This is a genomic window from Bradyrhizobium sp. JR4.1 (genome assembly GCF_040548605.1).
GTDB lineage: Bacteria > Pseudomonadota > Alphaproteobacteria > Rhizobiales > Xanthobacteraceae > Bradyrhizobium > Bradyrhizobium canariense.
Genome location: NZ_JBEPRY010000030.1, coordinates 31,848 through 54,629 on the forward strand (window position 1 = coordinate 31,848; position 22,782 = coordinate 54,629).

At 63.9% G+C, this 22,782-nt stretch carries 20 protein-coding genes and 1 pseudogene; 9 read left to right on the plus strand and 12 right to left on the minus strand.

Annotation, left to right across the window (positions count from 1 at the left end; translation table 11 throughout):
* Window positions 1-98: 98 nt before the first annotated feature.
* Together ABIB90_RS36060 and ABIB90_RS36065 are read left to right on the plus strand one after the other, a co-directional pair.
* Window positions 99-455 (plus strand): hypothetical protein, encoded by a 357-nt coding sequence (locus tag ABIB90_RS36060; protein ID WP_354202458.1) that lies wholly within the window; start codon window positions 99-101, stop codon window positions 453-455.
* 436 nt (window positions 456-891) lie between these two features.
* Complete coding sequence (locus ABIB90_RS36065) at window positions 892-1,569, plus strand: AAA family ATPase (protein WP_007596685.1); 678 nt, start codon at window positions 892-894, stop codon at window positions 1,567-1,569.
* Window positions 1,570-1,646: 77 nt separating this feature from the next.
* Here ABIB90_RS36065 and ABIB90_RS36070 read toward each other — a convergent pair whose 3' ends face one another.
* The 5 genes from ABIB90_RS36070 to trxB form a co-directional block, all read right to left on the minus strand.
* Window positions 1,647-1,826 (minus strand): hypothetical protein, encoded by a 180-nt coding sequence (locus tag ABIB90_RS36070; protein WP_007596684.1) that lies wholly within the window; start codon window positions 1,824-1,826, stop codon window positions 1,647-1,649.
* Between the two features lie 98 nt (window positions 1,827-1,924).
* Window positions 1,925-2,071 carry a hypothetical protein gene (locus ABIB90_RS36075; RefSeq protein WP_007596683.1) on the minus strand — a complete coding sequence of 49 codons (147 nt, stop codon included), beginning with the start codon at window positions 2,069-2,071 and terminating at the stop codon, window positions 1,925-1,927.
* A 179-nt stretch (window positions 2,072-2,250) separates the two neighbouring features.
* On the minus strand, window positions 2,251-3,159 hold the full coding sequence (locus ABIB90_RS36080; protein WP_354202459.1) for a 4-hydroxy-tetrahydrodipicolinate synthase family protein: 909 nt from the start codon (window positions 3,157-3,159) through the stop codon (window positions 2,251-2,253).
* Between the two features lie 465 nt (window positions 3,160-3,624).
* Window positions 3,625-4,548 (minus strand): LysR family transcriptional regulator, encoded by a 924-nt coding sequence (locus ABIB90_RS36085; RefSeq protein WP_007614700.1) that lies wholly within the window; start codon window positions 4,546-4,548, stop codon window positions 3,625-3,627.
* 5 nt (window positions 4,549-4,553) lie between these two features.
* Entirely contained in the window at window positions 4,554-5,519 is a 966-nt protein-coding gene (trxB, locus tag ABIB90_RS36090; RefSeq protein ID WP_354202460.1) for a thioredoxin-disulfide reductase, read from the minus strand.
* 265 nt (window positions 5,520-5,784) lie between these two features.
* Between trxB and ABIB90_RS36095 the strand changes: the two genes are divergently transcribed.
* Window positions 5,785-6,264 carry an Lrp/AsnC family transcriptional regulator gene (locus ABIB90_RS36095; protein WP_007596676.1) on the plus strand — a complete coding sequence of 160 codons (480 nt, stop codon included), beginning with the start codon at window positions 5,785-5,787 and terminating at the stop codon, window positions 6,262-6,264.
* Between the two features lie 88 nt (window positions 6,265-6,352).
* Here ABIB90_RS36095 and greA read toward each other — a convergent pair whose 3' ends face one another.
* The 3 genes from greA to ABIB90_RS36110 form a co-directional block, all read right to left on the minus strand.
* The gene (gene greA / locus ABIB90_RS36100; RefSeq protein ID WP_007596674.1) at window positions 6,353-6,826 is read right to left on the minus strand and encodes a transcription elongation factor GreA; all 474 of its coding nucleotides are present in this window, start codon (window positions 6,824-6,826) and stop codon (window positions 6,353-6,355) included.
* Window positions 6,827-7,039: 213 nt separating this feature from the next.
* Window positions 7,040-10,504: a carbamoyl-phosphate synthase large subunit gene (gene carB, locus ABIB90_RS36105; protein WP_219683716.1), complete on the minus strand. Its 3,465-nt coding sequence runs from the start codon at window positions 10,502-10,504 to the stop codon at window positions 7,040-7,042.
* 145 nt (window positions 10,505-10,649) lie between these two features.
* A complete protein-coding gene (locus tag ABIB90_RS36110) occupies window positions 10,650-11,819 on the minus strand; it encodes an MFS transporter (protein WP_354202461.1) in 1,170 nt (389 codons plus the stop codon).
* Window positions 11,820-11,931: 112 nt separating this feature from the next.
* Between ABIB90_RS36110 and ABIB90_RS36115 the strand changes: the two genes are divergently transcribed.
* The gene (locus ABIB90_RS36115) at window positions 11,932-12,303 is read left to right on the plus strand and encodes an ArsR/SmtB family transcription factor (RefSeq protein WP_007596669.1); all 372 of its coding nucleotides are present in this window, start codon (window positions 11,932-11,934) and stop codon (window positions 12,301-12,303) included.
* Window positions 12,304-12,590: 287 nt separating this feature from the next.
* Here ABIB90_RS36115 and ABIB90_RS36120 read toward each other — a convergent pair whose 3' ends face one another.
* The gene (locus ABIB90_RS36120; protein WP_007596668.1) at window positions 12,591-13,292 is read right to left on the minus strand and encodes a class I SAM-dependent methyltransferase; all 702 of its coding nucleotides are present in this window, start codon (window positions 13,290-13,292) and stop codon (window positions 12,591-12,593) included.
* Between the two features lie 113 nt (window positions 13,293-13,405).
* Between ABIB90_RS36120 and ABIB90_RS36125 the strand changes: the two genes are divergently transcribed.
* Entirely contained in the window at window positions 13,406-13,930 is a 525-nt protein-coding gene (locus tag ABIB90_RS36125; protein WP_007596666.1) for a Dps family protein, read from the plus strand.
* Between the two features lie 112 nt (window positions 13,931-14,042).
* On the opposite strand, the gene ABIB90_RS36130 is transcribed toward ABIB90_RS36125, so the two are convergent.
* Both ABIB90_RS36130 and carA read right to left on the minus strand, forming a co-directional pair.
* Entirely contained in the window at window positions 14,043-14,564 is a 522-nt protein-coding gene (locus ABIB90_RS36130; RefSeq protein ID WP_354202462.1) for a hypothetical protein, read from the minus strand.
* Between the two features lie 165 nt (window positions 14,565-14,729).
* A complete protein-coding gene (gene carA, locus ABIB90_RS36135) occupies window positions 14,730-15,920 on the minus strand; it encodes a glutamine-hydrolyzing carbamoyl-phosphate synthase small subunit (RefSeq protein WP_354202463.1) in 1,191 nt (396 codons plus the stop codon).
* Window positions 15,921-16,054: 134 nt separating this feature from the next.
* Between carA and ABIB90_RS36140 the strand changes: the two are divergent.
* The 4 genes and pseudogenes from ABIB90_RS36140 to ABIB90_RS36155 form a co-directional block, all read left to right on the plus strand.
* Window positions 16,055-16,795 (plus strand): annotated as a pseudogene (locus ABIB90_RS36140) (alpha/beta fold hydrolase); the annotation flags it as partial.
* Window positions 16,796-16,828: 33 nt separating this feature from the next.
* Entirely contained in the window at window positions 16,829-17,284 is a 456-nt protein-coding gene (locus ABIB90_RS36145; RefSeq protein ID WP_007596662.1) for a GatB/YqeY domain-containing protein, read from the plus strand.
* A gap of 150 nt (window positions 17,285-17,434) precedes the next feature.
* Entirely contained in the window at window positions 17,435-18,571 is a 1,137-nt protein-coding gene (locus ABIB90_RS36150; protein ID WP_354202466.1) for an epoxide hydrolase family protein, read from the plus strand.
* Between the two features lie 119 nt (window positions 18,572-18,690).
* Window positions 18,691-20,301, plus strand: a complete 1,611-nt coding sequence (locus ABIB90_RS36155; protein ID WP_354202467.1) for an acyl-CoA synthetase — start codon at window positions 18,691-18,693, stop codon at window positions 20,299-20,301.
* Between the two features lie 14 nt (window positions 20,302-20,315).
* Here the strand turns inward: ABIB90_RS36155 and ABIB90_RS36160 are convergent, their stop codons facing one another.
* Window positions 20,316-22,544, minus strand: coding sequence for an ATP-binding protein (locus ABIB90_RS36160; protein ID WP_354202468.1), 2,229 nt, complete (start codon window positions 22,542-22,544; stop codon window positions 20,316-20,318).
* Window positions 22,545-22,782: the final 238 nt, after the last annotated feature.

The following is a 22,782-nucleotide window of genomic DNA, read 5'->3' on the forward strand; positions in this document are numbered from 1 at the left end:
CCGAGACCGCACACGTTCCGCCTTTCGCATCTCGCCTCGGTTGCCAACGAACCGCCGTTCACCCACTATCCGCTCCGACTCGACATTTGGGGGGATCGATGCCGCGCTTTAAAAAATCTTTGGCTGCTGCGATCACGGGGATCGCCCTGGCCGTCCTGATCCACCCGGGTGAAGGCTTTGCCTACTCCCAGGAGGAGCAGCAGGCCTGCACTCCCGATGCGATGCGGCTGTGCGGCGAGTTCGTTCCGAACGTCGACGCCATCACCGCCTGCATGATCCAGAAGAAGTCGCAGCTCTCGCCGCAGTGCCGGGTGTTCTTCCGGCCGGGACCGGAGCCGGGCATGGCGGCCGCGCCCCGCGCCGGCAAGCCGACCAGCATCGCGCCCAAGAGCTCGGCCCGGACGGCGAAGAAGAGCACCAAGCCGGCCAAGAAGAAGAAATCCAGCGAAGGCTGAACGCGGACACCGCGTTCCCTCTTTGAAACTCGATCATGCCCGGGCCAAAGCGCGCAGTGCGTTTGAAGTCCCGGGCATTTGCGTGTCCGGCTCCTCGTTCGCTGTCCCCTGAGTCAAACTGACCCAGGCATCAGCCCCACACCAGCCACCGGACTCGTTTTGTTCGCCTCCGATTGCGGACGCTTGCGACAAGGCGGGATGGAAACGGTTAGCGAAGCGGATTGCGCGGCGAGGTTGCATTCCGCTTCGTCCCGCGGCGCTGCTCAAAAAACGCACGATTGATGGCGTGAAGCGGTCGTCGCACGCAGTAGTGTGACTCAAAAGCCAACGCGCTTTGTTATTTCATGGCGTCAGCATAACTTATGATAAATTTTTCTTTCCCGAATCACCGCGGTGATTCATTTTCGCCGCCTGGGGTCAATCTGGAGGCAGAGGTATGAACGTTATTGTTTTTGCATCGCGTAAAGGTGGCTCAGGCAAGAGTACGCTGGCCGCGCATCTCGCCGCGCAGATCAAGGCGACCAAGCCGATCCTGCTCGTCGATGCGGATCCGCAAGGCTCGCTCACGCTGTGGCACAAGCTGCGTGGCACCAACGAACCGCCGATCAAGTCCGCGGTGAACTCGGTCAGCGGCATCGTCTCCGCTGCCAAGCGCGACGGTTATGAATGGGTGTTGATCGACACGCCGCCGAACCTCTCGGCCGTCGTCGACGACGCCATCCGCAATGCCACCATGGTGGTGATCCCCGCCCGTCCCGGCGTGTTCGACGTCAACGCGGTGCAGGAAACCATCCAGATGTGCCGTGCGGCGCGCAAACCCTACGCGGTCGTGCTCAACGGTGCGCCGGCGCGCCGCGACGAGTCCGAGAGCCCGATCGTCACCATCGCCCGCGAAGCGCTGGCGAAGTTCCGTGCTCCGGTGTGGGGCGGCCAGATCACCAACCGTTCGGATCTGCTGATGGCGCTGAGCCACGGCGAGGGCGCGCGGGAATATCAGGCCGAGAGTCGTGCGGCTCAGGAAATCGCAAGGCTGTGGGCGGCGATCGAACGTTCGGTAAAGGCTATTCGCGGCACGGCGTCGGCGTCCGGCGCAATGCACAAGCAGGCGGCGTAATTTTTCATAAATCATTCCCCGGACGAAAAACGCGCGGACATCCGCGCGTTTTGCGTTTCTGGAGATCGCTGTGGAGGCTATGCCACCATCAGCATGTAGAACACGATCACCGGCGACAAAGTGAGGATCACCGACCAGATGCCGGCGGCCCAGAGAATGTCCTCGGTGGTGAAGCCCTGCTGTCCAGCGTCGTAATGCGACGCCATCTCGTTATGACTATTCACAAACGCCCCCGCGATTTCTTCGCTTATGGGCATGAACGCTACACGGGATAATTTAAAAATCCGGGTCGCAGTTTCGCGCGCTTTCGAACACAGGTGCTACCACGGGTTAACCATCCCGACCTGCGCTTGCATCACGCCAGCCAGACTCGAAACACCAGCACCGGCATCAGGCCGAGCATCACCGCCCAGAAGCCAAACGACGACACCACCAGAATTCCCCGCAAGAAATCGGCCGACGCGAACATGTCTGCCGCCGTCGGGCGGATGCGCTGCCCCATGATCGTTCCCCCATTTGAAAAGACTTTGAATGAAGACGATAGGCGCGTTTGCGTAAACGAGCCGTGGATGCGCCATGCGGCAGCAGCGAAGGCCGTTCGGGCGCGGTTAACCAAGCACTCCGCTCTCTCACTCCCTCTCCCCGTTCTTACGGGGAGAGGGAGGGGTGAGGGGCTATCAGCTACGCCGCGACTTGCGTCCGCCGTTCGATCTCGCGGTCGAGCTGGACGGCGAGTTCGCTGCCGATCTCGATCATCGGCAGGCGCACTTCGGGGCTGTCGATCAGGCCCGTGCGCCACAGCCAGTATTTTGCCGGTGCGGGACTGGGCTCGGTGAACAACAGCCGCGTCAGGTCCGCGACCTCCTGCCAGCGCGCCAGCGCCGCATCGTGATTGCCGCGCTTCAGCTCGGCATGGACAGCCGCAAATGTCGCGGTCTCGAGATGGGCTGACAGCACGATGCCGCCGTCGGCGCCGTCGCTGAGCGCGTCGAAATAATTCGCATCCTCGCCGGTCAGCACGCGAAAGTCCGCAGGACGGTCGCGCAGCAACGCGATGGATTGCTCGCGGCTTGCGCCGCAATCCTTCAGGCCGATGATGTTCGGATGCCCGGCAAGCCGCAGCAGCGTCTGGTTGGTGATGTTGACCGAGGTGCGATAGGGAATGTTGTAGAGCGCGAGCGGCCAGGCGGCGTGATTGGCGAGCGCCTCGAAATGCGCCAGCAACCCGCGCTGCGACGGCCGCACATAATACGGGCTTGCGATCAGATAACCGTCGATCGGCCAGTCCGCGGTCGCGTCGAGACGCTCCTTCAGCCGCGAGGTGTCCGCGCCTGAGAGTCCGAGGCAGATCGGAAGCTTGCTGTGGGCGGTGGCCAGCTCGTCGCGCACGATGGCGACGAGGCGTTCGAGCTCGGCGTCGCGCAGCGTCATGCCTTCACCGGAGGTCGCTCCCAGGATGAAGCCGTCGACAGCCTGTCCGCTGTAATGCCGTGTCAACCGGCGCAGCGACCTCTCGTCGAGGGCGCCGTCGCGAAACGGCGTCACCAGCGGCAGCCAGAGCCCGTGCAATTGTTCCTGTAGTCCGGTCATGTTCCATCTCCTTCTCGGGAAAAGTCCTGAGACGAGGGCACATGAAAAAACCCCGTCCAGGCGGCGGGGTTTTCGAAGTTTCGGCTCGCGATGACGAAGGCTGTGTTAGCGCGTGCAAAAATCCGAGGTCCCCAGATGGGGGCCTTTTTTCGAGGCGATTGCCTGCGACGAGCTTACGCACGACTTCGTGATCATTTGCAAATCATGCGGGGTAAGCATGGAACTGTCAATACACGTGGAGGGCGAAGGCCGAATCCGCCAAAAAAAAGCCGGGCTCGATCGAGCCCGGCTTAAGGTATTGGCCACGTGAGGCCGACACAATCACCTTCCAAGAGGGATTACTGAACTCCCGCGCCACTGGAGGAGGGGGACAAATGCGCAACGCGAAGGCTCAGCGTGAAAAGATTATGGGCTAGCTTCGCGCCATGCATCAAGCGTCCAAGCCGCATGTCAGACATGCGGAAATCAGGACGGCCAGCGCTGCGCCTTGCTCACTACGAAGTCGCGGAACACTTGCACGCGCGCGACCGTCTTCAGCTCTTCCGGATAAACAAAATACGTATCGAGCTGGATCGAATCCGATTCGCCGAACAGCTGCACGAGGCGGCTCTGTTCTTCGATCAGATAGTCGGGCAGCGCGGCAATGCCGAGGCCCTGCTGACAGGCGCGGACGAGGCCGAGAATGTTGTTGACCCTGAAATAGGCCTCGCGCGGACCCGAGCCGTTGCGCCCCGCTTCGACCAGCCAGTTGCGGTTCTGAAGATGCGGCGCGAAGTTGCCGTCGGAGAGCGTGATGATGCGGTGGGAGTCGAGCTCCTCCAGCGTGCGCGGCGTGCCGAAGCGCTTGATGTAATCGGGCGAGCAATAGGCGTGGAAGCCCATCGCGAACAGCTTGCGCTGGATGAGATCCGGCTGCGTCGGCTTGCGGGTGCGGATCGCGACATCGGCCTCGCGCATCGACAGGTCGAGCTCCTCGTCTGTGACGATCAGCGAAATCCGGATTTCCGGATAGAGCGCGGTGAATTCGCCGAGCCTGGGGATCAGCCAGTTGATGCCGACGCCGGGCGTGGTGGTGATCTTGAGATCGCCGCTCGGCCGCTCGCGGCTGTCGGTCAGTTTGGCGCGCGCCGCCTGCAGCTGCATGAACACGTCATGGGCGGTGCGGAACAGGAGGTCGCCCTGTTCGGTGAGGATCAGGCCGCGGGCGTGGCGGTGGAACAGCGAGACCGAAAGCTCCTGCTCCAGTGCCGAGACCTGGCGTGACACCGCCGATTGCGACAGGCCGAGCTGCTCGCCCGCGTGCGTGAAGCTGCCCGCTTCCGCCGCGGCGTGAAACACCTTCAGCTTGTCCCAGTCCATATCCGTAAATCCGTCGCGTGTTCTTGCCATGATGTCTATTCCGCTGCCGCGCGCTCGCTGGCGCGCAGGGCCAAAAATCGTTCCGCCTCGAGCGCTGCCATGCAGCCGAGGCCGGCCGCCGTGACCGCTTGACGATAGGTCTCGTCGGCGACGTCGCCGGCGGCGAACAGGCCGGGGACCGAGGTGGCGGTCGAGTTCGGGGCGACCTCGACATAGCCCGACGGTTTCAGCTTGATCTGGCCGGCCACGAGCTCGGTCGCCGGGGCATGCCCGATGGCGACGAAGACGCCGTCGGTCGGCACATCGGTCAAGGCGCCGGTCTTGACGTTCTTCAGTCGAACATGGGTGACCTTGTTCGGGTTCTCGGTGCCGCAGATCTCGTCGACGGCTGAGTCCCAGACCACTTTGATCTTCGGGTGCTTGAACAGACGCTCCTGCAGGATGCGTTCGGCGCGGAAATGATCGCGACGATGCACGATGGTGACCTGCGAGGCATGGTTGGTGAGGTACAGGGCTTCCTCGACCGCGGTATTGCCGCCGCCGACCACCATGACGTCCTTGTTGCGGTAGAAGAACCCGTCACAGGTGGCACAGGCCGACACGCCGCCGCCCTGGAATTTCGCTTCGGACGGCAGCCCGAGCCAGCGCGCCTGGGCGCCGGTGGCGAGGATGACGGTGTCGGCGAGATAGACGTCGCCGCTATCGCAGGTCAGGCGAAAGGGTCGCTGCGAGGTGTCGAGCTTCGTCACCAGATCGGTCTTGATCTGGGTGCCCACATGCAGCGCCTGCTTCTCCATCTGCTCCATCAGCCAGGGGCCCTGGATCACGTCGGCGAAACCGGGATAGTTCTCGACGTCGGTGGTGATGGTGAGCTGGCCGCCTGCCTGGATGCCCTGGATCAGGATCGGCTCGAGCATCGCGCGCGCGGCGTAGATCGCCGCCGTGTAGCCGGCGGGGCCGGAGCCGATGATGACGACCTTTGCATGGACAGCGGCGGACATTTCGACAGATGCCTTTCACGGGGGACTGCAGCGCGGGCGCGGAACGTGCCGGGAGGCCTCGCGGAGGCGCTGAAATATCAGAGGTAATCTAAGCCTTCTGGTGAGCTATGCAAGAATTGCATTCCCTGTCGGCGGATTTTTCCAACAGGGAACAAAAGTCGATTGCGCTGCACGCGCAATAAAATTGCGCCGAGTGCGCGGTCTGCGCTATGAGGATTGCGACAGACCCACCAATACCGCCGCAAAGGCCAGGAGTTCCAATCACGTGTCGCGGAACCTAGACGAGATCGACCTGAAAATTCTCACCGAGATTCAGGCCGACGGTCGAATCACGAATGTCGAGCTGGCCAAGCGGGTCGGCATTTCGCCCCCGCCCTGCCTGCGCCGAGTCCGGGCGCTGGAGGAGGAGGGGTATATCCACGGCTACCGCGGGCTTCTGGACGCACGCAAGCTCGGCTTCGACGTCACGGTATTTGCCGCAGTGCACCTCTCCAGCCAGGCCGAGGCGGATTTACGCGCCTTCGAGGAGTTCGTCCGCGCCGAGCCGCTGGTGCGCGAGTGCTGGATGTTGTCCGGCGAGGTCGATTTCATCCTGAAATGCGTCGCGCCCGACATGGCCACCTTCCAGGATTTCGTCACCCATTTGACTGCCGCTCCACACGTCCGCAACGTGCGAACCTCGCTGGTGCTGCACAATTCGAAATACGAGGCGGCCGTGCCGCTGGACGTGAGGGGACGAAGGTAGCGCCTCCTCCGTCACTGCCAGCAACACGCAGCAACAAAAAAGGCCGCGCATCGCGCGGCCTTTTCAAATCACACGCGACGGCAAATCGCTACCGCCACTCCACCTTGGTGATCTCATAAGCCTTGGCGCCGCCGGGTGCGTTGACCTCGACGGTTGAACCCTTCTTCTTGCCGATCAGCGCGCGCGCGAGCGGCGAGGTGATGGAGATGCGGCCCTTCTTGGCGTCGGCCTCGACCTCGCCGACGATCTGCCACACCGTCTTCTTTTCGGTGTCCTCGTCGACCAGCGTCACGGTCGCGCCGAACTTGATGGTGTCGCCGGACAGCTTCGAGATGTCGATGATGTCGGCGCGCGCGAGCTTGTCCTCGAGCTCGGCGATGCGGCCTTCATTGTGGGACTGCTCTTCCTTCGCGGCGTGGTATTCCGCGTTCTCCGAAAGGTCTCCGTGCGAGCGCGCCTCGGCGATATGCTCGATGATCCGCGGACGGTCCTCCGACTGGCGCTTCTTCAGTTCTTCCCCGAGTGCGGCAAAGCCGCCCGCTGTCATCGGTACCTTTTCCATCTCTTCTCTCGTCCTTCGGTCGCGCGCGCCCTGACATGTCAGCGCGCACGCAACTTGATTCGTCAGTTCTGTCCGGGGGCTCAACGCGCGTGCCGCCGAACGTTCATATGGGCTTGGCGCCGGAACAGAACAACCTTATGGCCGGACAGTTCCTCCGGCCATAGTGGCTTCATCGCCAATCACTTAGCGGAAGGTTGGGCCTCCCGCTCGCGATCAGGTTTCCGAAAAGTAGCTCTGCAGGGTCCGAACCTCAAGGTCCCCGCCCAGATAGGCGCGGATGCCCTGCGCGGCCGCCACGGCCCCGGAAAGAGTGGTGTAATACGGCACTTTATGCAAGAGGGCCGCGCGCCGCAGAGAACGGCTGTCGGCGAGCGCCTGCGGCCCTTCGGTGGTGTTGAAGACGAGCTGGACGTCGCCATTGGTGATGGCGTCGACGATGTGCGGCCGGCCCTCCAGCACCTTGTTCACCTTCTCGGTCGGGATGCCCTGGTCGGTCAGGAAGCGGGCCGTGCCCGACGTCGCCAGCACCTTGAAGCCGAGCGAATGCAGCTCGCGGACGGCCTCGGTGATGCGCGTCTTGTCGCTTTCGCGGACCGAGACGAACACCGTCCCCTTGCGCGGCACCCGTGTGCCGCCGCCGAGCTGGCTCTTGGCGAACGCCACCGCGAAGGAGCGGTCGATGCCCATGACCTCGCCGGTCGAGCGCATCTCGGGGCCGAGCACGGTATCGACGCCGGGGAAGCGGGCAAACGGAAATACCGATTCCTTCACGCCGACATGATCGAAGTTCGCCTTCTTCAGCTTGAAATCGGCAAGCTTCTCGCCGGCCATGACGCGCGCCGCGATCTTCGCGACCGGCGTGCCGACCACCTTGGCGACAAAGGGCACCGTGCGCGAGGCGCGCGGATTGACTTCGAGCACGTAGATCTCGCCGTCTTTGATGGCGTATTGCACGTTCATCAGGCCGACGACGTCGAGGCCGAGCGCCAGCTCGCGGGTCTGCCGCTCCAGCTCCTCGATCATCTTGTCGTCCAGCGAGTGCGGCGGCAGCGAGCAGGCGCTGTCGCCGGAATGGATGCCGGCTTCCTCGATGTGCTCCATGATGCCGACGATGAAAGTGTCCTTGCCGTCGCAGAGGCAGTCGACGTCGATCTCGGTCGCATCGGACAGATAGCGGTCGAACAGCAGCGGGTTCTTGCCGAGAACGGTGTTGATCTGGCCGGTCTTGTCGTTCGGGTAGCGCGCCTTGACGTCTCCCGGCACCAGCTCCGGCAGCGTGCCGAGCAGGTAATCGCTGAGCTGGTTCTCCTCGCGGATGATTTGCATCGCGCGGCCGCCGAGCACGTAGGACGGGCGCACCACCAGCGGCAGGCCGAGATCGGTTGCGACCAGGCGCGCTTGCTCGACCGAATAGGCGATGCCGTTCTTGGGCTGCTTCAGCCGCAGCTTGTCGAGCACCCGCTTGAATCGGTCGCGGTCTTCCGCAAGATCGATGGCGTCGGGCGAGGTGCCGAGGATCGGCACTTCGGCGGCTTCCAGCGCGCGCGCGAGCTTGAGCGGGGTCTGGCCGCCGAACTGCACGATCACGCCGTGCAGCGTACCGTTCGTGCGTTCCTTCGCGATGATCTCCAGCACGTCCTCGGCGGTGAGCGGCTCGAAATAGAGCCGGTCGGCCGTGTCGTAGTCGGTGGACACCGTCTCCGGGTTGCAGTTGACCATGATGGATTCGTAGCCGGCGTCGTGCAGCGCGAAACAGGCGTGACAGCAGCAATAGTCGAATTCGATGCCCTGGCCGATGCGGTTCGGTCCGCCGCCGAGGATGATGACCTTCTTCTTGTCGGACGGCGAGCTCTCGTCCGCAGGCGTGCCCGCGAACGGCGCCTCATAGGTCGAGTACATGTAGGCGGTGGGCGAGGCGAACTCGGCCGCGCAGGTGTCGATGCGCTTGTAGACCGGGCGAACGCCGAGCGCGTGGCGCTTCGCCGTGACCTCGGCCTCCGTCGTCTCCGCGATCACCGCGAGCCGGGCATCGGAGAAGCCCATGGCCTTGAGCGTGCGCATGCCGAAGGCGTTGCCCGGCAGGCCGTTCTTGCGGACCTTCGCTTCCATGTCGACGATGCCGCGCATCTCGCTGAGGAACCACGGATCGATCTTGCAGGAATTGAAGATCTCCTCGTCCGACCAGCCGAGCCGCATCGCCTGGGCGACCTGGAGTAGCCGGTTCGGCGTCGGCGTGCCTAGCGCAGCGCGGATCGCATTCTTGTCGTCGTCGCGACCGAGACCTTCGATCTCGATCTCGTCGAGGCCGGTGAGTCCGGTCTCGAGCCCGCGCAAGGCCTTCTGAAGGCTTTCCTGGAAGGTGCGGCCGATCGCCATGACTTCGCCGACCGACTTCATCGACGTGGTCAGCGTGGTGGAGGCACCGGGGAATTTCTCGAAGGCGAAACGCGGCACCTTGGTGACGACGTAGTCGATCGTCGGCTCGAACGAGGCCGGCGTGGCGCCGCCGGTGATGTCGTTGGCGATTTCGTCGAGCGTGTAGCCGACCGCAAGCTTGGCGGCGACCTTTGCGATCGGAAAGCCGGTGGCTTTCGAAGCCAGGGCGGAGGAACGCGACACGCGCGGATTCATCTCGATGACGACCATGCGGCCGTCTTCCGGGTTGACGCCGAACTGCACGTTGGAGCCGCCGGTCTCGACCCCGATCTCGCGCAGCACCGCAAGCGAGGCGTCGCGCATGATCTGGTATTCCTTGTCGGTCAGCGTCAGCGCCGGCGCCACCGTGATGGAATCGCCGGTGTGCACGCCCATCGGATCGAGATTCTCGATCGAGCAGACGATGATGCAATTGTCTTTCTTGTCGCGCACCACCTCCATCTCGTACTCTTTCCAGCCGAGCACGGATTCTTCGATCAGCACTTCGTTGGTAGGAGACGCATCCAGGCCGCGCTCGATGATGTCGAGGAACTCTTCCTTGTTATAGGCAATGCCGCCGCCGGTGCCGCCCATGGTGAAGGAGGGGCGGATGATCGCGGGCAGGCCGATCTCGGACAACGCCATCAGCGCCTGGCCGAGCGCATATTCCTGGTAGCGCTTGCGACGGTCGCTCTCGCCGAGCGTCCACTGCCGCTCGAGCTCTGCGAGCGCCGCGCCCGAGGCCTTCGCGCGATCGGCCTGGTACTTGTCGCGGAAGGACTTCTTCAGGGCGGAGGCGTTGGCGAGCCGCGACTTTGGTGTCTCGAGCCCGATCTTGGTCATGGCCTCGCGGAACAGCTGACGGTCTTCGGCCTTGTCGATCGCGTCCGCGGTGGCGCCGATCATCTCGACGTCGAACTTTTCCAGCGTGCCTTGCTGGCGCAGCGACAGCGCGCAGTTCAGCGCGGTCTGTCCGCCCATGGTCGGCAGCAGCGCGAAGCCGCCGGGAATGACGTGACGTTCCTTCTCGATGATTTTCGCGACGATCTCGGGCGTGATCGGCTCGATATAGGTCGCATCGGCCAATTCCGGGTCGGTCATGATGGTGGCCGGATTGGAATTGACGAGGACGATGCGATAGCCCTCTTCCTTCAGCGTCTTCACCGCCTGGGTGCCCGAATAGTCGAACTCGCAGGCCTGGCCGATCACGATGGGACCGGCGCCGATGATCAGGATGGTGGTGATGTCTGTACGTTTGGGCATCAACTCTCGCCGAAGTGGAATTTGGGCACAAAAAAAGGGCGCGCCTGCTGCGCGTCCCTTTGGCCGAGAGCGCGGTGGTCCCCCCTCGCGCGCGGGGTGGGTCTTAGACCAGTTTTCGGGGCGGCGAAACCCCGAAAAACGCCCATCAACCGGCAATTTTGACCGGTTTTGGCCGGGCCTGCCAGCCCCGGGCGAGATGGACCAGAAGAGCCGCCAAAACGCTCAATCCGCCGACCCAGCCGAGATCGGCCGGGCTCCACGCCGCAAGCACGGCGCCGCCCAAGGCACCGCCGATCGCAAAGCCGAGATACATGGCCGAGGCGTTGAGCGAGAGCGCGATCATCGAGGCCTGCGGCTCGATCCGGATGATGCTGGCGACCTGGGCCGGGTAGAACGCCCATCCCGAGATGCCCCAGAGGAAGATCGCAGCCAGCACCGTGTAATGCGCCTGTCCCGGCATCAGCTTCAGGACCAGCGAATGCAGGATCAGCGCGCTGGCCATGCCGGCAAGCCCGAGACCTGCTGTGGCGAGCGTGCCGAGCCGGTCGGCCAGGACGCCGCCGAGCATGTTCCCGATCGCGGCGGCGCCGCCGAACACCAGCAGCGCGAGGCTGATCTGCGACGCATCAAATCCAAGACCGCGCAGCGGGACCGCGAAATAGGTGAACACTGTGAAGCCGCCGAGCGCCCATAAGATCGTGATCAGAAGCGCCGTCAGGACATTGCGGTGACGCGCCACCGCCAGCCGATCGCTGAGCGAGGCCGTGTTGCGGGGCAGGCCGCGGGGCAGGCCGAGCAGGAGGCCGGCGAGCGCAACGGCACCGATCAGGGCGACCATGGCAAAGGTCGCGCGCCAGCCGAGCATGCTGCCGACGAGATTGCCGAGGGGAACGCCGATGACGGTCGCAACCGTGAGGCCCGAGGTGACGAGTGCCACCGCGCGGCCGCGTCGCTCCGGCGCGGCGACGGCCACGGATACGGCCAGCGCGGTCGGCATGCACAGCCCGGAGCCCAGCGCCATCAGCATGCGCGAGGCCAGCAGCAGGGCGTAATTCGACGCCACCATCGCCGCGAGGTTTCCGGCGATGAAGGTCGATAGCGCCAGGGCCAGCACGGTGCGGCGGTCGATATTGTTCAGCGTCACCGCTAGGATCGGGGAGCCGACCGCATAGGTGAGAGCATAGGCCGTGACCAACTGGCCGGCGGCGGGGACTGAAATCGCCAGGTCGGTGGCGATCGACGGCAAAAGCCCTGCAATGACAAAGCCTTCCGTGCCGATCGCAAAGGCCGCCAAGGCCAACCAGAATACGCTCATCCGAGAAATCCCGATGTTCAACGTTTATTGAACTATCGATGGGACGGGGTCAGGAGTCAATTGGTTCAAGAACTATTGAACATCGAGGCGATTTCACTATGATCCTCAGACCATGAGCCGCACGCCTCCCCACCCCACCCGCGAGCAGATCGAACTGCCGATGGTTCTGGATTGCCTGAGCGACCCGATCAGGTTGACGATTGTGTATCAGCTCGCGCAGCAGGAACGTGTCAGCGGCGAGCTGTGCTGCGGCGATTTCAACGGGCTCGCGGGCAAATCAAACCTCGCCTATCACTTCGCCAAGCTGCGCGAATGCGGCCTGATGCAGACCCGCGTCGCCGGCACCAACCGCTTCGTGCGGCTGCGCCGCGAGGATCTGGACGCACGTTTTCCGGGCCTGCTCGATGCCGTCATCGCCTCCGCGGCAAAGGATGCCGACCGGCTGCGACTCTTGCCTGAATGTGAAGTGGTCGAGGCGGAGTGAGGATTGGTCGGCCAGTCCGTCTACGCATGCGCTTCGCTCCAGCTACGCCGGACACGCTTCGCCCTTCGCCCTTCGGGCTTCGCGTGGCGGCGCCACGCGTAGCCCCCGCAGGGGCGAAGCGTGGAGACCCGGCCTGGATTTGAACCAGGATAAAGAGCGATGCATCGCCCTCGCGTAGACACTTCCGCCACCGGGCCGCGGCGATCATTGCCGATCAGGGTGCGACAAGCCACCTCAGGCAGACGTTATGCTTAACGAACCCAGGAAACTCACCGAACCCAAGAAACTTACCGAACCAACGGCGGCCGCGCGACGAACGTCATGCGCCAGCGATTGTGGCCGATATTGCGGTGAGCGCGCTGGACCGCGAAGCCGGCTATCTTGAGCTTGGCGGTGATCTCCTCCTCACTGTAGCGCTGCAGCCCGATGCGCGTGCGCAGATGACGGTAATCCGACAGTGCGGTGCTGATCAGCCCGATCAGCGCATCTTTCAAAAAGCCGTGACGCAGGCCGAAGCTGAGCAGCGCCGTGACGTCCCTGAACATGCCGACATTGGGCTGGAGGATGTCGCCGAGCACCAGCTTCCCGGAGGGCTTTAGGATACGCCGGAAATTGAGGAGCGCGGTGTCGAGCTCGTCCGGCGTCATGTATTGCGCGACCGAGTTCATCACGACGAGATCGATCGACTGCTCCTGCATGTTGTGGACGTCGTCGAGCGAGCGGACGCGGATTTTCGTGTTCGGGGCAAAGCGCGCGATCAACCGGCCGCGCACGCCGGGCGCGGGCTCGGCGAGGATCAGCTTTCCACAGGCCGCAGCGACCTCGCTCGCCGACAGCGCCTCGCCGCAGGCATAGTCGAGCACGGTCGCCTCGGGCGAAGAGATGTAGCCGATAATGTCCCGCGCGATGATCTGGAAGTGCAAGTCGCGATGCAGCTTGCTGACATAGATCGTGTGCGTCGAGTCGTAATAGTCGATCCAATCGTCCATGGTCGTCGAGGGTCCCGGCCAAACGGTTCCGATGCAGGAACCGGCGCTGCCCGCCTGCGTTAGGGGTGCGGCGGCGCGCCGTCAATGTCCGCGTCCTAACAGGAAGGTTTCCCGTGAGCAAAGCCCCACAAAAGGTCTCGCCCGACCTCGACACACCCACCGATCTGTCTTCCCAGGCGGTCAACAAGGTTTCGGAGGCGCTCAACGTGCTTCTGGCCGATGCGTTCGCGCTGTATCTGAAGACCAAGAATTTCCACTGGCATATCAGCGGCCGGCATTTCCGCGACTATCATTTGCTGCTCGACGAACAGTCCGACCAGATTTTCGCCACCACCGACCAACTCGCCGAGCGCGTCCGCAAGATCGGCGGTACCACGCTGAAATCGATCGGGCAGATCGCCAAGCTCCAGACCATCAAGGACAACAACGAAGACTATGTCCCGCCGCGCGAGATGCTGCGCGAGCTGATGCAGGACAACAAGCATGTCGCCGCGGCAATGCGCAAGGCACACGAGGTCTGCGACGACGCCGGTGACGTCGCCAGCGCCAGCATCCTCGAAAACTTCATCGACGAGACCGAGCGCCGCACCTGGTTCCTGTTCGAAGCCACGAGACAGGAAGGTGCGAACGAGGCGTAGGATAGGTCGTAGGGTGGATTAGCCGCAGGCGTAATCCACCACCTCTGCCTCCGCGGAAACAGAAGAGGTGGGTTACGCTTCGCTAACCCACCCTACTGCAACGTCTTTGTAGCTACCGCCACAACCGCATCAGCGCGCCATTCTTGCCCGTCACCGGATCGGCCGGCGGCAGCGCGACCTTTGGAATCGTCTTCAGCGCCTTGGCGTGGTTCTCCGGCGTTGCGCGGGTGACCTCCATCTTCGCGCCCGGCGGATAGGCGCCGATCACACAGAAATCCGCGCTCGCCTTAATGCGTTGGTGACCTGTGCCGGCGGGCAGGATCGCGACGTCGCCGGCCTTGATCTCCAGCTCCTGGCCGTGGTCGCCGCCGAAGCGAACGCGGGCGCTGCCACGCGCAACGCCGAGCACCTCGTGCACCGTCGCATGATAATGCAGATAATCGAAGACGCCATTGCGCCACGTGCCGCCCCAGCCGTTCGCTTCGAACAAGCGTTCGATTGTCTCTTCCGGCTGTCTGGAATCAAGCTTCACTGCGGCCTGGTAGACCAGGAAGGGGAGGATATTGTTCGGCACGAGCCCGTCATCCTCAAACACGATGGCGAGCGGCTCGGCATTGTCGCGGACGACGGACATAAGGGCTCCTGCGTGAGCGTAGCAGGGATCAACGACAGGAATTGAGCGGCGTTCCTCGTTCCGCTGTCATTCCGGGTTCGCGCTGCGCTGCGCCCCGGAACGACAAAAGCCCGGGAGAAGACCCGGGCTCGATGTCGTCATAGCAGTTGCAGGAGAGCGCGCACCTTACGCGCTCTTGTTCTGCCGCATCAGGTCCGCAAACCGCTGGAACAGATAGTGCGAGTCGCGTGGACCCGGTGAGGCCTCGGGGTGGTACTGCACCGAGAACACCGGCTTGCCGTCGAGCTGGATGCCGCAATTGGAGCCGTCGAACAGCGAGATGTGGGTCTGCGTCGCGCCCGTCGGCAGGGTGCTCTCGTCCACGGCAAAGCCGTGGTTCATCGAAGTGATCTCGACCTTGCCGGTGGTCTCGTCCTTCACGGGATGATTGGCGCCGTGATGGCCCTGGTGCATCTTCTTCGTCTTGGCGCCGACGGCGAGGCCGAGCATCTGATGGCCGAGACAAATTCCGAATGTCGGCGTGCCGGACTTGATCACGTCCTGGATCACGGGCACGGCATATTTGCCGGTCGCGGCCGGATCGCCGGGACCGTTCGACAGGAACACGCCATCCGGCTTCATCGCCAGGATATCCTCGGATGACGTCGTTGCCGGCACCACCGTGACCTTGCAGCCGACGCCGGCGAGCAGGCGCAGAATGTTGCGCTTGATGCCGTAGTCGATGGCGACGACGTTGAACTCAGGCTTGTCCTGACGGCCAAAGCCCTTCTCCCAGAGCCAGGGCGTCTCGTCCCAGGTGAAGCGCTGGCCGGAGGTGACCATTGGCACGAGGTCCATGCCCTCGAGGCCCGGCCATTCGCGCGCTTCTTCCTTCAGGCCGTGCAGGTCGAACTCGCCGTCTTTGGCGTGCGCGATCACGGCGTTGGGCATGCCCTTGTTGCGGATCAGCGCGGTCAGCGCGCGGGTGTCGATGCCGGAGAGGCCGATGATGCCGCGGGCCTTCAGCCACTGGTCGAGATGCTTGGTGGCGCGGTAGTTCGAGGGATCGGTGATCGCGGTGCGCAGGATCACGCCGCGCGCGCCGGGCGTCGCGGCCATGTTCACCGTCTCGATGTCGTCGTCGTTGGTACCGACATTGCCGATATGCGGGAAGGTGAAGGTGATGAGCTGACCGGCATAGGAGGGATCGGTGAGGATCTCCTCATAGCCGGTCATCGCGGTGTTGAAGCAGACCTCACCGACGGCTTGGCCTTCGGCGCCGAGGCCAAAGCCTTCGAGCACCGTGCCGTCGGCAAGCACCAACAGCGCGGTCGGTTTGTGGTCCGGCCAGGCGGGATCGTTATCATGTTGTGTCATGAGCCCGGTTCATAGTCTCCGCGGGCGCCGGCGTCAAAGCGGAGATGCAGCGATTCACATGCGTTTTTGCATATTTGACAGGTCGCCTTGGGCCCCTAAGCTCTGCGGCATAATTTCCGGCAAATTCCGGGGCTTGGGAGGCAATAATGGACCAGACGATGCCGATTTTGCTGGTTCCGGGATTAGCCTCCTCGTCCCGGATCTATGCGCCGGTGATCCCGGCGCTCTGGCGGTTCGGCCCGGTGATGGTCGCCAACCATGTTCGCGACGACAGCATGGCGGCAATCGCCCGACGGGTGCTGAGCGAGGCGCCGCCGCGCTTCGCGCTCGCCGGCCATTCCGTGGGCGGCTACATCGCCCTCGAGATCATGCGCCAGGCGCCCGAGCGGGTGACGAAGCTGGCGCTGATCAACACCCAGGCGCGGCCCGACACGCCGGAGGCGACCGCGCGCCGCCGCGGCCTGATGGAGCGGGCCCGGCGCGGTGAGCTGCGTGCCGCGCGCGAGGAGATGTTTCCCGAACTGGTCCATCCCTCTCGCCGCGACGATTCCGGTATTCGCCAGCTCGTGCACGAGCAGGGCGAGGACGTCGGCGTCGAAGGCTATCTGCGACAGCAGACCGCGATCATCGCGCGAGTGGATTCACGGCCGACGCTTGCGACGATCAAATGCCCGACATTGGTGCTGACGGGAGATGCGGACAACACGATTCCCAACGCATTCTCGAAGGAGATGGCGGAGGGCATTGCCGGCGCAAGGCTCGTCGTTCTGGAGAATTGCGGACACCTGCCGCAACCGGAGCAGCCTGCGGCGACGGTGCGCGCGCTGGTCGAATGGCTGGAAACCCCCGTTGTCTCAGGGCCGCGAACGGCCTAGATCAGGCGTCGGATATTCTAGGGGAGCACGATCATGCTGCGCGACGACATCAACAATGCGGTCAAGGAGGCCATGAAGGCCAAGGAAGAGCGCAAGCTGTCCACGCTACGTATGGTCAACTCGACCATCAAGAACGCCGACATCGAGGCGCGCGGCAGCGGCAAGCCGCCGCTCTCGGACGCGGACCTGCTCGGCGTGTTTCAGAAGATGATCAAGCAGCGCCAGGAGTCGGTCGAGCTCTACGAGAAGGGCGGCCGTGCCGAACTCGCCGCGCAGGAGCGCGACGAGATCGCGGTGATCTCGGCGTATCTGCCGAAGCAGATGTCGGACGACGACGTGAAGAAGGCGATCTCTGACGCGGTCGCCGAGACCGGCGCCGCCGGCATGAAGGACATGGGCAAGGTGATTGCCGTGTTGAAGACGAAGTATGCCGGCCAGATGGATTTCGGCAAGGCGTCCGGCTTGGTGAAGGCTGCTCTGACGGGCTAGGCCGTCATTCCGGGGCGACGCATAGCGTCGAGCTATGATGCGCAATTGCGCATCTGAGAATCCATCGCGCCGCCGACTCTGTTGATCGATGGATTCCGGGCTCGTGCTCCGCACGCCCCGGAATGACAAGAAAAAATGGGGAGGCAACCGATGACCGCCATCAAGCCGTTTCGCATCGCCATCAGCGACGATATCCTCACCGACCTCAAGTCGCGCCTCGCTCGCACGCGCTGGCCGGAGGCGGAGCTGGTCGACGACTGGAGCCAGGGTGCGCCGCTGACATGGATCCAGGAGATCTGCACCTATTGGGCCGACGGCTACGACTGGCGCGCGCGTGAGGCCCAGCTCAACCGCTTCGAGCAGTTCACCACCGAGATCGACGGGCTCGACATCCACTTCCTGCATGCGCCCTCGAAGGAGCCGACGGCGCTGCCGCTGATCATCACTCATGGTTGGCCCGGCTCGATCGTCGAATTCCAGAAGGTAATCGCGCCGCTGGTCGATCCTGTCGCGCATGGCGGCAACCCCGCCGATGCCTTCCACGTCGTCTGTCCGTCGCTGCCGGGCTTTGGGTTCTCGGGCAAGCCGAACACCACCGGCTGGGGCGTCGATCGTATCGCCGCGACCTGGGCCAGGCTGATGGACCGGCTCGGCTACGCGCGTTATGGCGCGCAGGGCGGCGACTGGGGCTCGGCGGTGACGACCTCGCTTGGCATGCAGGACGGCGAGCATTGCGCCGGCATCCACATCACGCTCGCCTTCAACGCCGCGCCGAAAGTCGAGGGCGAACCGACACCGGAAGAGAAACGCGCGCTCGCCGGCCTCAAGCATTACGTCGACCTCGACTCCGGCTATTCGAAGCAGCAATCGACGCGGCCGCAGACACTCGGCTACGGTCTGACGGATTCGCCGAGCGGGCAGGCGGCCTGGATTCTGGAAAAATTCTGGGCCTGGACCGATTGCAACGGTCATCCCGAAAACATCTTCACCAAGGACGAGCTGCTCGACAACGTCATGCTCTACTGGGCGACGGAGACCGCGACCTCGTCTGCGCGGCTCTATTGGGAAAGCTTCGGCAAGCGCCGGACCACGCCGGTCGTCAAGGTGCCGACGGGCGTCGCTGTCTTTCCCAAGGAGATCATCACGCCGGTGCGGCGCTGGATGGAGCCGAACTTCCACAACATCACGCATTGGAGCGAGATGGAGAAGGGCGGGCATTTCGCCGCATTCGAGCAGCCGGAGCTCTATGTCGACGAGGTCAGAAAGTTCTTCCGGACGGTGCGCTGAGACGCATTCTCCGTCTTGCCCGGGCTTGTCCCGGGCATCCACGTCCTTAAACTGAGGCCAAACAAGAACGTGGATGGCCGGAACAAGTCCGGCCATGACGACGCGGCCGGGAAACGACCATGCTCACCCAAGCCAGCACCTACGACGAACTCTACAGCAATTTCCGCTGGGAGATCCCGGCGCGCTTCAACATGGCGGAGGCCTGCTGCGATCGCCACGCCGACGGTACCGGCCGGCTGGCGCTGGTCTATCTCGACGAGAACGGCGCCATCACGCGCACATCCTTCGACGAGGTCGCGGAGATGTCGCGCCGCTTGGCCAATGTGCTGAAGGCGGATGGTCTTGCCCGCGGCGACCGCGTCGCGGTGTTCCTGTCGCAGTCGCTGGAACTGCCGATCGCGCACATGGCCGCGTTCCGATCGGCGATGATCTCCATTCCGCTGTTCGCATTGTTCGGCGAAGACGCGCTGGAATTCCGTCTGTCGAACTCGCAGGCCAAGGCGATCTTCACCGACGCGGGCGGCTGGGAGAAGCTTTCGAAGATTCGCGACCGTCTGCCGGAGCTTAAGAATATCTACATCGTTGGCGAACGAACGCCGGCGGGCACGACATCGTTCTGGGATTCGGTCAAGGCTGCATCGCCCGACTTCACGCTGGTGGAGACGTCTGCGGACGATCCCGCGCTGATCATCTACACTTCGGGCACGACAGGCAATCCGAAGGGCGCGCTGCACGCGCACCGCGTCGTGCTCGGACATCTCCCCAATGTCGAGATGTGCCACAACTTCCTGCCGCGTCCCGGCGATCTGATGTGGACGCCGGCTGACTGGGCCTGGATCGGCGGCCTCATCAACGGCCTGTTCGCGTTCTGGTATCACGGCATTCCCCTGGTCGGTCACCGCGCGCGAAAGTTCGAGCCGCAGGCGGCGATGCAGATGATGGCCGATCTCGGCGTGCGCAATGTCTTCCTGCCGCCGACCGCGCTGAAGCTGATGCGGCAGGCCGGGGTGACGCATCCGGGCGTCAGGCTGCGCAGCATCTTTACCGGCGGCGAGTCCCTTGGTGGCGAGTTGCTCGGCTGGGTGCGCGAGACTTTCGGCATCGACGCGCATGAGGTGTTTGGCCAGACCGAATGCAATCTCGTGATCGGCAGCAACGCGAATCTGTTTCCGATTCGCCCCGGTTCGATGGGCAAGGCGACGCCGGGTTTCGATGTTCGCATCGTCAACGACAGAGGCGAGGAGCAGCCACGTGGCCAGCGCGGCATCATCGGCGTGCGCCAACCCTGTCCTTGCACGATGCTCGAATACTGGCGCAATCCGGACGCGACGGCGAAGAAATATGCCGGCGAGTTCCTGCTCACCGGCGATCTCGGTATCCAGGACGAGGACGGTTACTTCTGGTACATCAGCCGCGAGGACGACGTCATCACCACCGCCGGTTATCGCGTCGGTCCGTCCGAGATCGAGCACACGCTGATGAAGCATCCGGCGGTGGCGATGGCGGCGGTGGTCGGCATTCCCGATCCGATCCGCACCGAATCGATCAAGGCCTGGATCGTGCTGCGTCCGGGCTTCGCCGCCGGCGACGCACTCGCGCGAGAAATCCAGGAGTTCGTCAAGATACAGCTCGCCGCCCACGAATACCCGCGCTTCGTGGAGTTCGCGGAGACACTGCCGATGACCGCCACCGGAAAGGTGCTGCGGCGCGAGCTGCGAGCGCTCGGGTAGAGCACATCGTCATCTCACCGCTGCGGCGTCGACAGCGCGGACCGCAGCATCGCGGCGAGGTCTCGCCGCCGGAACGGCTTGGTCAGGATGCGGGCATCGCCAATCCCGTCGGGGGCCTTGACCGGATTTTGGCTGTAGCCGGAGGTGAAGAGCACCTTGAGCCCGGGCCGCAGCTGGATTGCTTGCCTGGCAAGCTCCGGCCCGAACATGCCGCCGGGCATCACGACGTCGGTGAACAGCAGGTCGATGTCCCCGGACTGGTGCAACAGGTCGAGCGCAGCCGGGCCGCTCGCGGCTGTGATGACGCGATAGCCGAGCGTCTTCAGCTCGCTTTCGACATAGGTCCGAACCATATCGTTGTCCTCGACGACGAGAATGGTCTCGCTTCCTTCGCGCGCGACGATCCCTTCGGCGGGTGAGGCGTCCTCGTTTGGCGGCGTGGCCAGGCGGGGAAAGAACAGCCTGACGGCGCTGCCTTGCCTCGGCGCAGACTGCATCTGCACCAATCCGCCGGACTGCCGCACAAACCCGTAGACCATGCTCAGGCCAAGCCCGGTCCCCTTGCCGACCTCCTTGGTGGTGAAGAACGGCTCGAACGCCCGGCTCGCCACCTCGGCGGTCATGCCGCTGCCGGTGTCGGTCACGGCCACCATGACATAGTCGCCTGGTCGCTGTTCGCCATTGATGTCCAAGTCGGATTCACCGAGCGAGACGTTGCGCGCCTCGATGGTCAGCCTGCCGCCCAACTGCATGACATCGCGCGCGTTGAGCACGAGATTGAGCAGCGCAGTCGTTAGCTGGCCGGGATCGACGCTGATCAACCACAGGTCCGGTGCGAGCGCGAAGGTGCATTCGATGTGCTCGCCCAAGGGGCGGCGCAACAAGTGCTCCATCTCTTGAATCTTCTCACCGATGTCAATGTCTCGCGGCCTCAGGGGCTGCTTGCGCGCGAAGGCGAGCAGGCTGCGCGTCAGGTCGGAGCCGCGTTCGGCGGCTGTCGCGATGTCGCCGGCGATCCGGTGCAATTCCTTGTTTCCCGTCAGCCTGTCGGCAAGGTGCTCCGAATTGCCGAGAATGACGGTGAGGAGGTTGTTGAAGTCATGCGCCACGCCGCCGGTGAGCTGGCCCATGGCCTCCATCTTCTGGGATTGGCTGAGCCTCTGGTTGAGGTCCGCGATGGCCGCGCGTTGCTGCTCAAGCGACTCGGCGGTGCCATTGAGCAGGGTCATCAATCCGCCCAGCTCGCCGCGCGGATGGGGAGGTGGGATGCGCGCGCTGAGATCGCCGAGCCCAAGTCTCTTCGCCATGTTGGCGAGCCGCCCGACCTGGCGCCCGACGCTCACGGTCGCGAGGATCCATACACCGGCGAGCAGCAGCAGCAAGGCCACCGCGAGGATCGCCATGTCCTCGTAGAGCCGGCGATTCGCCGCCGCGACCAATCCGTCCTTGGAGCGTCCGACCAGGATGTAGAGGCCGGCATCACGGATCGAAGGTGAGTGGGCGACGGCCCAGACCTGCGTGCGGCCGTCGCGATCGGTCACTTCCTGAAATGCCTTTTGATCGGGAGTCGTCGCAAAGCGGAGCAGGTCGGATCCAGCAATCGACGCGCCCACGGGCGCGGTCCAGCCGGCTCCCGAGGGAGCGACGAGAACGGTGCCCTTGCTGTCGATGAGCAGGATATCCTTCTCGGCGAGCAGCCGCTTGTGGTGATACTCGGCGAATTTTCGCAGGTTGAACGAGGCGAGCAGCACCAGCTTCAGCGCGCCCGCCTCCGATCGCACCGGATATGCGATCTGGAGCACCGATATTCCGGTCAGCCGGCCGAATACCGGCTCAACCACGACGCTGCGCGAGACCAGGGCCTGCTTGAAATAGGCGCGATCCCTCAGATCGAGGGTGCGGTTGGTCCGCAGCGAGTCGCAGAACAGGCTGCCGTCCGGGTCGATCGTCAGGATTCCCGTGAACTGAGGGTATTCCTCGCGCACGTCCGACAGAAACGCCGAGCATGCCGCCTTGTCGCGCGTGTCGATGTCGCGCGCTCGGGCCAGACCGTAGTGAAGCTGCGTGGTGCCCTGAATCTTCTCGCCCAGGTCGCTCGCAATGTCGTCGGCCGAGGCCGCTAGATTGGCCAGTGCGGCGTTGATTTCACTGCTCCGGTTCTGCACGAAACGCAGCCCGACGAGGCTCGCCGGCACCAGCATGGCCGCGATGACGAGTATCAGTAGCCGGGTACGCAAGCTCATCGGTCGGACGGTCCACTCTGGTCATCGCAGGTGCTCGTTCAAGGACCCAATTTGCGGCACCATCCTCCGCTCAGTCCATAGGCAACGGGCCGAAAAAGTCCTCGGCGGGAAAGATTCAGAGCCGCGTGCAGCACGGATGAGCTCCCCGAAGGGAGCGCCGCCGCCGGCGCGACGGCTTTCCTCGGTCTGCGCCGGCGGCGTCGGGATACCGTCGTGCAGCAATCCAACTCGCGCGTGC